The 12,982-nt window shown below is 64.5% G+C and carries 12 protein-coding genes; 2 read left to right on the top strand and 10 right to left on the bottom strand.

What is annotated here, in order from left to right:
• Nucleotides 1–23 precede the first annotated feature (23 nt).
• The 6 genes from MKD49_RS05805 to MKD49_RS05830 all read right to left on the bottom strand — a co-directional run bounded on the left by MKD49_RS05805 (nt 24) and on the right by MKD49_RS05830 (nt 7,806).
• Nucleotides 24–965, bottom strand: a complete 942-nt coding sequence (locus MKD49_RS05805) for a LysR family transcriptional regulator (RefSeq protein WP_252695731.1) — start codon at nt 963–965, stop codon at nt 24–26.
• A gap of 254 nt (nt 966–1,219) precedes the next feature.
• The gene (locus tag MKD49_RS05810; RefSeq protein WP_252695732.1) at nt 1,220–1,954 is read right to left on the bottom strand and encodes a ZIP family metal transporter; all 735 of its coding nucleotides are present in this window, start codon (nt 1,952–1,954) and stop codon (nt 1,220–1,222) included.
• Nucleotides 1,955–2,070: 116 nt separating this feature from the next.
• On the bottom strand, nt 2,071–4,260 hold the full coding sequence (locus tag MKD49_RS05815) for a chemotaxis protein CheA (RefSeq protein ID WP_252695733.1): 2,190 nt from the start codon (nt 4,258–4,260) through the stop codon (nt 2,071–2,073).
• 15 nt (nt 4,261–4,275) lie between these two features.
• Nucleotides 4,276–6,492 (bottom strand): methyl-accepting chemotaxis protein, encoded by a 2,217-nt coding sequence (locus MKD49_RS05820; protein ID WP_252695734.1) that lies wholly within the window; start codon nt 6,490–6,492, stop codon nt 4,276–4,278.
• A 128-nt stretch (nt 6,493–6,620) separates the two neighbouring features.
• A complete protein-coding gene (locus MKD49_RS05825) occupies nt 6,621–7,205 on the bottom strand; it encodes a chemotaxis protein CheW (RefSeq protein WP_209582367.1) in 585 nt (194 codons plus the stop codon).
• Between the two features lie 448 nt (nt 7,206–7,653).
• Entirely contained in the window at nt 7,654–7,806 is a 153-nt protein-coding gene (locus tag MKD49_RS05830; RefSeq protein WP_006461975.1) for a rubredoxin, read from the bottom strand.
• A gap of 98 nt (nt 7,807–7,904) precedes the next feature.
• Between MKD49_RS05830 and MKD49_RS05835 the strand changes: the two genes are divergently transcribed.
• Together MKD49_RS05835 and hemL are read left to right on the top strand one after the other, a co-directional pair.
• Complete coding sequence (locus MKD49_RS05835) at nt 7,905–8,753, top strand: bifunctional hydroxymethylpyrimidine kinase/phosphomethylpyrimidine kinase (protein ID WP_039786906.1); 849 nt, start codon at nt 7,905–7,907, stop codon at nt 8,751–8,753.
• Between the two features lie 34 nt (nt 8,754–8,787).
• Nucleotides 8,788–10,071 (top strand): glutamate-1-semialdehyde 2,1-aminomutase, encoded by a 1,284-nt coding sequence (hemL, locus tag MKD49_RS05840; RefSeq protein WP_252695735.1) that lies wholly within the window; start codon nt 8,788–8,790, stop codon nt 10,069–10,071.
• 164 nt (nt 10,072–10,235) lie between these two features.
• Here hemL and erpA read toward each other — a convergent pair whose 3' ends face one another.
• The 4 genes from erpA to argC all read right to left on the bottom strand — a co-directional run bounded on the left by erpA (nt 10,236) and on the right by argC (nt 12,845).
• Nucleotides 10,236–10,601, bottom strand: a complete 366-nt coding sequence (erpA, locus tag MKD49_RS05845; protein ID WP_008331898.1) for an iron-sulfur cluster insertion protein ErpA — start codon at nt 10,599–10,601, stop codon at nt 10,236–10,238.
• 73 nt (nt 10,602–10,674) lie between these two features.
• Nucleotides 10,675–11,070 (bottom strand): polymer-forming cytoskeletal protein, encoded by a 396-nt coding sequence (locus MKD49_RS05850; protein WP_039786903.1) that lies wholly within the window; start codon nt 11,068–11,070, stop codon nt 10,675–10,677.
• Between the two features lie 9 nt (nt 11,071–11,079).
• Nucleotides 11,080–11,784 carry a DUF6776 family protein gene (locus MKD49_RS05855; protein ID WP_121044014.1) on the bottom strand — a complete coding sequence of 235 codons (705 nt, stop codon included), beginning with the start codon at nt 11,782–11,784 and terminating at the stop codon, nt 11,080–11,082.
• A 23-nt stretch (nt 11,785–11,807) separates the two neighbouring features.
• A complete protein-coding gene (gene argC, locus MKD49_RS05860) occupies nt 11,808–12,845 on the bottom strand; it encodes an N-acetyl-gamma-glutamyl-phosphate reductase (RefSeq protein ID WP_252695736.1) in 1,038 nt (345 codons plus the stop codon).
• Nucleotides 12,846–12,982: the final 137 nt, after the last annotated feature.

The raw sequence follows: 12,982 nt of genomic DNA on the forward strand, positions 1-12,982 counted from the left end.
CTTGCAGGGAGGCGTGCGGCACCCTATGGCAGGTCGGGCGCAACGATACCTGTCATTCCCGTGATCCCCGCCTCCTGCAGGCGGGTCACGAAAGCTTCCACGAACTGCTGCACCATGGCCGGCGCATCGCGTCGGCGCAGCAGGGCCACCTCCGAATGGAAATCGGCATCCTTGAGCGCGGGAAAACTGACGCCCGCCGAGAGTGAAATACTGGCCATGCTCTGCGGTACGACAGCGATGCCGAAGCCCGCATTGACCAGGCTCAGCAAGGAATTCTTGCGCGAGGTGGCACGCGCCACACGCGGATAGAAACCGTGCGCAATACAGCGCTCGGCCACCAGATAACTCAGCCCGCCGCGATCGCGGTGCGGCACCGTCACGAAGAATTCATCCCGCAATTCCGCAATCTCCACTTCGCTGCGCGCGGCCAGTCGATGGGTGGCAGGTACGGCCGCCACCAGACGCTCACGGTAGAGCACGGTGCTCTCCAGATTCGGATGCGCGCGCAGGATGGGCAAACGCGCCAGGCCGATATCGGCACTGCCTTCGACGATCTCGCGGGCCTGGTATTCGGAGGGAGCCTGCGAGATTTCCAGCGAGATGCCGGGGAAATCCTTCAACGCAGCATTGAGGGTCGGACCCAGCGGTGCCGACAGCGGCACCGAGCTGGAGTGCAGCAGGCGCAAGGCCCCGTGCTCGCCCTTGCCGATGGTGCGTGCCTGCGCTACCGCGCGGTCCAGGTCGAGCAGGATGCGGCGGCTGCGTTCATAGAAATCCTGGCCCGCCTGGGTCAGCTCGAAGGCCTTGGCCTCGCGCTTGATGAGCAGCACATCGAGGTCTGCTTCCAGCTCCTTGATCTGGCGGCTCAACGCTGATTGCGCGATGAAGAGGCGCTCGGACGCGCGGGTATAGCCGCGTGCCTCGACGATCTCGACGAAGTAGCGCAACTGCCGGATGGAAATCATGCTGTTCTCCCCTGCCCGGTTTCGCCGGCGCATCCATCTCGTTTCGAGATGGCGGGCCGGCTGATTTGATATTGGCGTACCGCGCGCGGCACCCCTACAGTGAAGCCATCCGCAACCCCGCCTTCAGGCGATGAAAGGATGGATCGTGCTCCAGGATCTCTTGTTGTTCTTCGGCCTGCTGGGCCTGGTCTGCAGCGTGGGCATGCGCTGGATATTGCGCCGGCAACGCGACGCGTCCGCGCAGTCGGATGCCCTCAGTGAACGTGCGCCTGATGCGTCAGTGCCAGCACGATCAGCACGCCCGCTGCAATCAGGATCACCTGCGGGATCGTCTCGCGCAGCGTGGCGCGGCGCTGCATCTGCGGCATCAAATCGGAAACGGCGATGTAGATGAAGCCCGAAGAGGCGAACACCAGCACGAAGGGTATCCACTCCATGCCGCGTTCTAGCATGCAGTAGCCCAGCACGCCGCCGGCCACCGCCATCAGGCTGCAGATGAGGTTGTAGACATAGGCGCGGGTGCGCGAAAAACCGGCATTGAGCAGCACGATGAAGTCACCGATTTCCTGCGGGATCTCATGCGCGATGATGGCCAGTCCGGTGACCAGGCCCAGGTGCGGATCCGCCAGGAAAGCCGCCGCAATCAGGATGCCATCGGTGAAATTGTGCAGGCCGTCGCCGACCAGGATCATCCAGCCGGCCTTGCCGGCTTCCTTCTTGTCGTGACCGTGGTGATGGCCGTGGCCATCGTCTTCGTGGTGGTGCGAGTGGCGCAGGATGGCCGTCTTCTCCAGCAGGAAGAACACCAGCAGGCCACCCAGCAGCACCGCGAAGAGCGTATGCGGTTCGGCTTGCGATTCAAAGGCTTCCGGCAGCGCATGCAACAGCGAGGTCGACAGCATGATGCCCACCGACAGGCTGACCATGCGCTCGACCACCTTCGACAGCAGCGCGAAGGAGAACACCGCCGCAGCGGTAATGCTGACCACGCCGGCCAGGGTGGTGGCCAGCAGGATGGAGACGAGTGTGGAGTCGATGACGGACCTCGGGCGAAAGACGATGCAGGGGCAAATGGCAGGCGTGCCAGCCGCGCAGCCAAAGCCCGCTATTGTACGCCCGCCGCCCGGCCGCTGCCATCGACGCGGCGCGAGCCGGCCAGCAGCAGCGGATTGATGATGAGCACGATCTGCCCATCCCCCAGTACGGTGGCCCCGACCATGCCGGCCAAGGTCGCCACCTGCGGCCCGACCGGCTTGACCACCACTTCGCGGTTGCCGCTGACGTGGTCGGCCATGATGACCATCAGTTCATCGCCGTTCTTGATGAGCAAGGCAAAGGCCGAACCGGCATCACTGGTGCCCGGCAGCGGCACCGGCGGCGGCTCGTCCAGCAGGACGTGCAGCGGATGCAGCAGCAGCTCGCGGCCATGGACCTCCAGCGCGCGCCGCGCCAGAGCCTGGCGCGCCTGGTCGCTGCGCAACTGGATGACGCTGTCGATGAGGGTGGACGGAATGGCGTACTGCTGCTGCCCGTGATGCAGCAGGCAGACCTGCTGCACCGCCAGCGAGAGCGGCAGGTAGAGCGTGAATAGCACGCCCTGGCCGGGCCGCGAATGCACCGTCATGCGCCCGCCCAGTGCCGCCACTTCGGCGCGCACCACATCCATGCCGATGCCGCGTCCGGCCAGGGCAGAGACTTGCGATTGCGTACTGAAGCCGGGTTCGAAGATCAGCTCGGCCAGGCGCGTTTCGCTCCACTGTTCCACGCCCGGCAATCCGCGTTGCATCGCCTTGTGGCGAATCGCGGCGAGGTCCAGCCCGCGGCCGTCGTCGCTGACGCGGATGACGGCTTCATTGCCCTCGTGCCCCGCCTGGATGCGCAGGCAGCCATTGGGCGGCTTGGCGGCCACGCGGCGCACCGGCGCTTCTTCGATGCCATGCACGGCGGCATTGCGCAACAGGTGCTCCAGCGGGCCCATGAGGCGTTCCAGGATGGCGCGGTCGATTTGCAGCCGGCAGTCCGACAGGTCCAGTACCAGTGGCTTGCCGGTTTCAGCCGCGACCTGGCGCACCAGGTGCTGCATGCGCGGCTCCATGCTGTTGAACTTGACCATGCGCGCATGCATCAGCTCCTGCTGCAGCTCGCGCGTGGTGCGGCCTTGCTGGCGCAGGCCTTCGCGGGTTCTCACCACCCGTTGCAGCAGCCGCTTCTGGCGCGCCACGGCAGCACTCAGGGCGGCTTCCATGGCCTTGGCCAGTTCGGTCAGACCGGTCGCGGCCTCGTCCCGGGGCTGCAGGCTGCCCTGCTCCCAACTGCGCTGCCATCGCTGCAGCTGCTGTGCCATGGCGTCCAGATCTTCACCCAAGAGGCGTGCGTCGCCCTGCAGGGCCCCGATTTCGTTGTCCAGCTGGGCACGACTGATGGAAACTTCACCTACCTGATTCAGCAGCTTGTCCAGCACGGTGGTACGGATACGGACCAAGGGCGCAGTCAGCCGCCCCTCTGCCGCTGCGGTGCCGGGCAAGGTGGAAGGGGCGGCCTGTGTGCCGGCTGCGGACAACGTGACCATGCCCTGTTCCAGCGTACTGAAATGCTCCACGGCCTGGTCATACAAGGCCAGCAGCGCCGCCACGCTCCGGGGGGCCGGGCTGCCCTCGCCGAGACGCTGCAGGGCTCCTTCCATGTCGTGCAGGCAGCGGCTCAGGTGCAAGGCCCCCACCATGCGCGCACTGCCCTTGAGCGTATGCAGCGGGCGCGCCAGTTCGGCCAGCAGACTGGCATCGACCGCACCAGGATGTCCGCCCTCCGACAGCACCAGCAAGGTCTCGCCGATACCGGCGATGAGCTCTTGTGCTTCTTCCAGGAAGACCGGCAGCAGGAGTGGATCGATCAGCTCCGGTGCCTGCGGTTCGCTGGCCGGGGCAAGCGGGCCTTCCAGCTGGCTGGCCAGGGAATGGATGCCGGCTTCCAGCAGACTGCGGGTGCCTGCGTGTGAGCTGCCATCGCTGCCCTGCTGCTGCAAGGTCTCCAGCAGTGCCGAGGCGGAGGAGGCAAAGGCAGCGGCACCGCTGGCACCGGCATAGTCACGCAGCGCCGCCAGCGTACGCAGGGCCAGTGCCGGCAGGCCGGGACGCGCTTGCTGCTGGTCGAGGCGGGCACACCAGGCGGCGCTTTGCTGGCGCACGATGGCCAGCAGCGGACGCAGAGTCTCGCGCAGACGCTCATCGCCCGCGCCGGACCGGATGCCGGATCCGGCCTGAGTCTGGACTGTTGCGTTGTCGGTACCGAGGATCATGGCAGCAGCACCGGCTCAGGAAACTTTGACGCGGAAACGCGAGACCGAGCTTTCCAGCTGGCGCGCCGCATCCCACAGTTCTTCATAGAGCGAGGCGACCTGTTCGCGGCTCTGCTCGATGATGTCGTTCTCGCTCAGGATGCCCTGGATCTGCTGGGCCACCCCATTGGCCGAGACCGCCTGTTCGCGGGTCGATACCGCCATGCCCTGGATCAGGTCGGCCAGGCGCTTGGAGACGCTGCGGATATCGGCCAGGGCGCTGCCGGCCGCGTCCGACAGCACGGCACCATCGGTGACGCCATTGGTGGATTTTTCCATGGCCACCACCACGTCGCGGGTATCAGCCTGGATCATGCGCACCAGCGCGCCGATCTCGCGCGTGGCGGCGCTGGAGCGCTCGGCCAGGTGCTGCACCTCCTCGGCCACCACTGAGAAGCCGCGCCCGGCCTCGCCCGCCGACGCTGCCTGGATGGCGGCATTGAGGGCCAGCACATTGGTGCGTTCAGTGATATCCGAAATCAGGTCGGTGATCTCGCCGATCATCTGCGAGGACGCGCCCAAACGCTTGATGCGCTCGGAGGTCTCGCGGATCTGCTCGCCGATGCCATCCATGGCCTTGACCGCATCTTCCACGGCACGCGCGCCGCGCTCGGCCACCACCACGGCGTGGCGGGCCACATCAGCGGATTCATCGGCCGACACCGAGATGCCGGTGATCTGGTTGGACATTTCCAGCATGGCCTGGGCGATGCGCTGGATGCGCCGGGCCTGCGCACGGGCAGCGGCCCCCAGCTCGGTGGTGGTGCCGCGCACGTGTTCGGAACTCCAGGCCACCTTGGCGGCCATCTGCGTGACCTGTTCGACCAGCCCGCGCAGGGCTTCCACGGTGTAGTTCACGGAATCGGCAATGGCACCGGTGACGTCGTCCGAGACCGTGGTGTGCACCGTCAGGTCGCCATCGGCCACGCGCTGCAGCTCGGTCATCAGGCGCAGCACGGCAGCCTGGGTCAGGTGATTGGCGCGCATGGCCTTTTCTTCTTCCTGCTGGGCCAGCTGGCGCTGCAGTTCGGCTTCCTGGCGGCGGGCTTCGGCGGCGGCGGCATTGTTGCGGCTGCTCTGCAATTGCACCAGGGCGATGCCGATGGCACTGAGCAGGGCCATTGCCATGGCGCACAGCACGGCCCAGAAGGTCCAGGAGCGCGCTTTCAGGGCGACACGGTAGGCCTCCTGCAATTCGGTGAGGTGGCGTTTCAAGGTTTCGTTTTCCATGAACACCAGTTGCTCGGAGCGCTTGGCCGCGATGAAATTCTGCAGGTTGCCGAGGATGCCGGCGATCTGCGGCTGGTACTCGCCAAAGACCCGCGTGAGTTCCTGCAGCTTGCTGCGCAGGTCGGCATCGGTGGCGGCGCGCAGGCGCAGCATCTCATTGCCTTCCAGCAGGCTCTTCAACAGGTCGCCAAAAGCGGTGATGTCCTTGCCGAGCATGAAGGCAGTTTCCGCATTGACGCCGTCGGAGGTGAGGAACTCATTGGAGCTGCGGCCCAGGCGCAGGGTCAGCATCACCAGCTGGCTGGCGGCGGCCATCTCGCGCGTGGTGGGCCGGCCCTGTGACTGCAGCATGGCGATCTGCTCGCTCAGGTCCAGCATCACGGGCAGCAGTTGGTTGAGGCGCTTGAGCGTGGTACCGAAGCCGGTCAATTCCTTTTCCATGCCGAGGATGGTCTCGGCGGCCAGATCGGTACGACGCCACATGCGGGCCACGTTGTCCAGCGCCGGCTTGAGCGCCGGATCGGGCAGGCCGATGTTCTGCCCTTGATGCGGTCCGCCGCTGCTCAGCAGCAGCAGGCCACGATTGAATTCGAGCCGGCTTTGCGCCAGCTGCACGAAGGCCTGGGGATTGCCCTGGATGGCATTGGGCACGGCCTTGCCGATGCGCTGGGAATGCATCACGAGATCCGAGGCCAGGTTGGTCTGCAGGGTCGCCAGCAGGTACAGGCGCGCGCCCAGCCACATGAACAGGCACAGGGCCGCCAGCGACAGCGCCAGCACGCCCAGCAGCACCCTGGTCTGGGTACGCAGGGAATAACGGTGCAGCCAGGGCAGGCGCAGGCCAGTGCCGCCCTGCCCGGCCGACCGGCCTGGATCGTCTCCGGCCACGGCAGCGCTCCCGGTGCCGGACCCAGGGGCGGCCGGGCGCTTCTTTTTCGACAGATACGGCAAGGTCGGTTCCATGGCCGGCGTTCCTATTCCCTCTTTACAGATCTCGCAGATCTTCTGGATTTCTCAGGTTTTTCTGATTTTCAGGCCTGCTGCTGCAGTGGCTTGCAGAGGCCGCCTCGGCGTCGCTTGCGGCACAGCGGCTAGCGGCCGATCTGCAGAAAACGGCTGTCCTGGCTCAGCAGCGACAGGTCCAGTTCATCCCATTGCTGACCACCGCTGTCTTTATAACGTCCGGCAAGGCCCAGCAAGGGAATTTCCGCATCGTAATTTTTCGATATTTGCGTCATTTCTGTGATGTCTCGCAGGCCCAATACCCTTGACACCAGCAAGCCGCATTGCGGTGCCAGGCCGTGAGCCAGCAGCAGGACGTGGCTGCTGCGGCCGATTTCCTGGGGGACGGCACCGGCCAAGCCCATGAGATCGGCCAGGCCGATCAGGCTGCCGCGGATGTTGAGCAGGCCGCGAAACCAGTCGCGGGTGGCGGGTACGGGGGTGATGGCAAGGCCGGACAGCGGTACGATCTCGCCGGCCTGAGCCAGCGGGACCAGATAGCAGTGTTCGCCCATGGCCACCGCCAGGCGGCGCGAGCGCATGCTTTCGTTGTCGGAAGCGGCCATGCGCGCCAGCAGCGAAGCCTGGAACTGCTCCAGTCCCTCGCGCTCCGGCAGGCCGGGAAAGCTGCGGGCGGCGGGCGCGTTGATGACGAAATCCTTGGTGTGTGGCATACCAGCCCTCATGAAACGGTTAAGAAAGGCCATGCCGCCGCACGCTTGCGCGCACGCCGAAGCGGGCCAGCGGCGCGATGGCGGGGCTGGGCTCAATGGACAAGACCGTCGGGGGAGATGCCGTACAGGGGCCGGGCGGACGTCTGTGCGTCCTGTTATCCGGTCATGCGGGCAAAGCTGGTACTGGAAGAGATTTTACCCAGAAAAGTTCGCTGCTTTTCCGCCCGGCAAAGACATGGCACCAGCAGGCAGAAAAAAATGATGGGAAAACGCGACGAAAACCGTGACAAAGCGAGAGTTTGATGTAGATCAAATCCCGTAAGGCGGGAAAACAGGAGGGTGAGCGGCAACTTCCGGCTAAGGAAGCGCCGCCAGCGTACTGCCGGGCAGATGGCCGCGGGACGCAATGCCGAAGCCGTCGGCGGCGGTGCAGGCGATCAGGAGGCGATCAGATGGCGACCATCTCGAAATCTTCCTTGCGGGCGCCGCATTCCGGGCAAGTCCAGTTGATGGGCACGTCGTCCCAGCGGGTGCCCGGGGCGATGCCTTCTTCGGGCAGGCCTGCTTCTTCGTCGTAGATCCAACCACAGATCAGGCACATCCAGGTTTTGAATTCGGTTTGGCTGCTATTCGTCACGGCTGACTATCCCTAAAATCAATCAAGTAAAATGCTAAGTCAGCTATCTTAATCTACTCGACGTGCAAAACCAAACTCCTCCCCTCATCCTCAGCTTCGGCGCAGCTGATCCGGTCGGCGCCACGGGCGTCCAGGCCGATCTCGCCACTTTCGCCGCCATGGGCTGCCACGGTTTGTCGGTGGTGACGGCTTTGCTCATCGGCGACACCGCCCGCGTCGAAGACGTGCAGGTGGTCGACGTCGACTGGGTCGCCGACCAGGCCCGCGTGATCCTCGAAGACATGGCCGTGGCCGCCTTCAAGGTCGGTGCGCTGGGCAGCATCGAGAACATCTCGGTGATTGCCGAGATCGTCTCCGACTATCCCGACGTGCCGCTGATCCTGGATCCCTTCATCAGCGCTCTGGCCAACCAGGAAGACGAGGATGATCGCCTGATCGCCATTCGCGAACTGCTGATCCCGCAGGCCACGGTGCTGATCTGCTCGGCCGGTGAACTGACCCGCCTGGCCGAGACCTGGCGCGAACCCGTGCCGGGCGATGCGCTGGAGCTCGATGCCATGCGCATCATCGAGATGGGCTGCGAATACCTGCTGGTGACCAATACCCAGACCGACCTGCAGGAAGTGGCCAATTCGCTCTTCGACGAATCCGGCCTGGTGCGCCAGGATGCCTGGCCGCGCCTGCCGGGCTCCTTCGTCGGTGCCGGCAGCACGCTCTCGGCGGCCATGGCAGCGATGCTGGCCAATGACCTGGAAGTGCCGCTGGCGGCGTCCGAAGCGCAGGAGTTCACACTGGCCGCGCTGGCCAATGCGCAGCGCATCGGCATGGGCAAGCTGCTGCCCGACCGCTATTTCTGGGCGCGCGAATCAGAAGATCCCGCCGATCTGGACGCGCCGCCTTCCATCAACTGATTCACTGCATCCGGACGGTATCGTCCGCACACTCATGACCAAGACCAATGCATCCCTGTTCGCCCGCGCCCAGCAAAGTACGCCGGGCGGCGTCAATTCCCCGGTTCGCGCCTTCCGCTCGGTAGGCGGCACCCCGCGCTTCATCGAACGCGCCGAAGGCCCCTGGTTCTGGGATGCCGAAGGCAAGCGCTACATCGACTACATCGGCTCCTGGGGCCCGGCCATCGTCGGCCACGCCCATCCGGAAGTGGTCAAGGCGGTACAGCAGGCAGCTGCACGCGGCCTGTCCTTCGGTGCACCGACCGAGGCTGAAATCGAGATGGCCGAAGAGATCATCAAGCTGGTGCCCTCCATCGAGCAGATCCGCTTGGTCTCCTCCGGCACCGAAGCCACCATGAGCGCGCTGCGCCTGGCCCGTGGCGCCACCGGCCGCGACAAGATCATCAAGTTCGAAGGCTGCTACCACGGCCACGCCGACTCCCTGCTGGTGAAGGCAGGCAGCGGCTTGCTGACCTTCGGCAATCCGACCTCGGCCGGGGTCCCTGAAGACTTCGCCAAGCACACCCTGGTGCTGGACTACAACAACGCCGCCCAGCTGGAAGAGGCCTTCAAGAATGCCGGCAACGAGATCGCCTGCGTGATCGTGGAACCGGTGGCGGGCAACATGAACCTGGTGCGTGCTTCGGATGAATTCCTGCGCACCATGCGCCGCCTGTGTACCGAATACGGCGCCATCCTGATCTTCGATGAAGTGATGTCGGGCTTCCGCGTGGCCCGTGGCGGCGCCCAGGAATTGAACGGCATCGTTCCCGACCTGACGGCGCTGGGCAAGGTAATCGGCGGCGGCCTGCCGGTGGCCGCTTTCGGTGGCCGCGCCGAGGTGATGAAGCATCTGGCACCGCTGGGTGGCGTCTACCAGGCCGGTACCCTCTCGGGCAACCCCGTAACGGTGGCGGCCGGCATGGCGACCCTGAAGATCATCCAGCAGCCGGACTTCTACACCCATCTGACGGCCCAGACCCGCAAGCTGGCCGATGGCCTCGCCGCTGCCGCCAAGGCAGCCGGCGTGAACTTCGCAGCCGATGCCATCGGCGGCATGTTCGGCCTCTACTTCGATGTCAAGGTGCCCACCAGCTATGCCGAGGTGATGCAGGGCGACAAGGAACGCTTCAACCGCTTCTTCCACAAGATGCTGGATGCGGGCGTGTACTTCGCGCCGTCGGCCTTCGAGGCCGGCTTCGTGTCGGCCCAGCACAGCGATGCCATCATCGAGGAAACCATCACCGCTGCGGCCAAGGCCTTCACCGAACTGGGCTGAGGCTGGAGCGGGCAGTTCCGGTGGCGCCTGGCCGTTCCCGGAAATGCCCGCTGCACGGTGGCTCCAGGGCGATATGAAGGTTCTGGACATGAAAAAAGGACGCCGAGGCGTCCTTTTTCTTCATCTCCCCGCAAGGCTGCGCCAGGCGGGGAGTATGGCAGCGCTTACACCGAGAACGAAGAGCCGCAACCGCAAGTGGTCGTGGCGTTCGGGTTCTTGATGACGAATTGCGCGCCTTCCAGGTCGTCCTTGTAGTCGATTTCGGCGCCCACCAGGTACTGGTAGCTCATCGAGTCGATCAACAGCTGGACGCCGTTCTTGCTCATGGTGGTGTCGTCTTCGTTGACGATTTCATCAAAGGTGAAACCGTACTGGAAACCCGAGCAACCGCCGCCCTGCACGAAGACGCGCAATTTCAGGTCGGGATTGCCTTCTTCCTCGATCAGCTGGGCCACCTTGGCGGCTGCGCTGTCGCTGAAGTTGATCGGGGCGGGCATGTCGGTTTGTTGCAGTTCGGCTACGGCATTCATTTCGGGCTCCTGCTGGGCTTGAGGCGGATCAATACATTAGATCGATAAAGCCATTATAAGCGCTTGCGGATTTTCATGCTTCCGACGATGCAGCCAGCTTCAGCACCGGCGTCTCGACCTGCTGGTCATGGCTGAGCTTGCCGGAGACCAGTGCCCCGCCATGCATCTCCAGCGCCTTGTAGAAGACATTGCCGGTAATGCGAGCCTTGGGCTGCAGCTCCAGCAGTTCGGTGGAGTGGACATCGCCGACGATCTCGCCGTTGACGATCAGGTGTGCCGCGCGCACCTCGCCGACCACCTTGGCGTGCTCGGAGATGACCAGCACGCTGGGCTGGCCGGTTTCGGCGTTGATGTTGCCGGTAATGGCGCCGTCGATGCGCAGGCCGCCCTTGAAGCCGACATCGCCCGTGATGCTGGTGGACATGCCGATCAGGCTGTCGATCGTGCTTTTGGTCTTGCGTGTAAACATGGAATCACCTCACAGATCTACCGACTGCTGGGCACGCACCTGGCCGCGGTCGAGAACTCGGACTGCCACCGACTTCACGATGGCACCTTCGGGAATGGTCAGCAGGCCTTCGACCCGCTGGTAATACTTGAATGCGAGCCGATAGCGCGCCTGGTCAGCGGAATTGCCTTCCGGGAAGTTGATGGTAACACCTTTGCCGCCCTGCACCATATTGACACTAAGCTGCAGGTTTCCTGCAAACTGTTGCGTTCCCCCACCACCTTGCATGACCAGCACGCGATAGCGCAGCTGGTTGGGCGCGGCTTGTTCGGCCTTGAAGCGCTGGATGGTGATGCCGGGTGCGCCCAGGTTGGTCGGCAGCAGGCTGTCGAAGAAGGCCAGATCTTCCTTCTGGCGGTTGATTTCCGCCTCCATGTTCTTGACCTGGGTCGCCAGCGTGGCTTGCGCCGTCTGGGCAATCTTCAGTTCATTTTGCGACGCGTTGGAGGCAGATTGCAAGCGCTCATTTTCCGCGGTCAGCTTCTTGACCTGTTCGCTCAGCTGCTCGATCTGCTCGCCGGCATCGCCATGCAGGCCGGGCAGGTTGTTGCGGCCGAGCTGGTAAGTCCAGACCGCCGCCGCCGCGCCCACGGCCACCACCGCTGCCCACAGAAGGATCAGCAGCGGCAGCGGCAGATGGCGCTTGATGGTCATCTTCGGCGCAGAAATCGTCATGCGCCGACGCCACAAGCGGTACTTCACGGCAGGACCGGGACCTGCTGCAGGCCGCTGGTTTCTTCCAGACCGAACATCAGGTTCATGCACTGCACGGCCTGGCCGGAAGCACCCTTGACCAGGTTGTCCTGGACCACCAGCACCACCACCGTGTCGCCATTGTCCGGACGATGCACGGCCAGGCGCAGCATGTTGGAAGCGCGCGTGGTGCGGGTCTCTGGATGCGAACCGAAGGGCAGCACGTCGACAAAGGGCTCGTCCTTGTAGGCGTCTTCGAACAGGGCCTGCAGGGCAGCGTTGTCGATGTCCTTGCTCAGGCGGGCGTACAGGGTGGAATGCATGCCACGGATCATCGGCACCAGGTGCGGCGTGAACAGCAGGCCGACCTTGTCGCTGGTCAGGTGCGACAGGCGTTCGATGGTTTCGGGCGAGTGGCGATGGCCGGAGACGCCATAAGCCTTGAAGTTGTCCGAGGCTTCCGAGAACAGCAGGCTCAGTTCCGCCTTGCGACCGGCACCGGAGACGCCGGACTTGCAGTCGGCGATCAGGTGCGAGGCATCGATCACGCCGGCCTTCAGCAGAGGTGCGAAGCCCAGCTGCATGGTGGTCGGATAGCAGCCAGGATTGCCCACCACGCGCGCCTTGCGGATGGCCTCACGGTTCAGTTCGGGCAGGCCGTAGGCGGCTTCCTTGAGCAGGTCAGTGCAGCTGTGCGGCAGCTTGTACCACTTCTCGAAGGCGGCCACATCCTGCATGCGGAAGTCCGCGGCGAGGTCGATCACCTTCACGCCGGCGGCCACCAGTTCCGGGGCCTGGGCCATGGCCACGCCGTGCGGGGTGGCGAAGAAGACCACGTCGCAGTCGGTCAGGCGCGCCTTGTCGGGCGAGGAAAAGGCCACATCGACGCGGCCGCGCAGGGAGGGATACATCTCGGATACCAGCATGCCGTCTTCCTTGCGCGAGGTCACGGCCTCCACCCGGGCTTGCGGGTGAGTCGCAAAAATACGCAGCAATTCGACGCCGGTGTAACCGGTTCCGCCAACGATACCTACCTTGATCATGTCTGTTCCTTGCGAGAAAAGGCGAAGAGAAAACGCCGTGGCGTGCGAGCGCCGGACGCGCGTGCAGGGCACGCTGAAAAGCGGTCAATTTTAGCAGGAGAATATTTCCCGCTGATTTCCGCTCGGACAGTAATTTC

This window comes from Herbaspirillum sp. WGmk3 (assembly GCF_023952535.1).
Classification (GTDB): Bacteria; Pseudomonadota; Gammaproteobacteria; order Burkholderiales; family Burkholderiaceae_D; genus Herbaspirillum; species Herbaspirillum huttiense.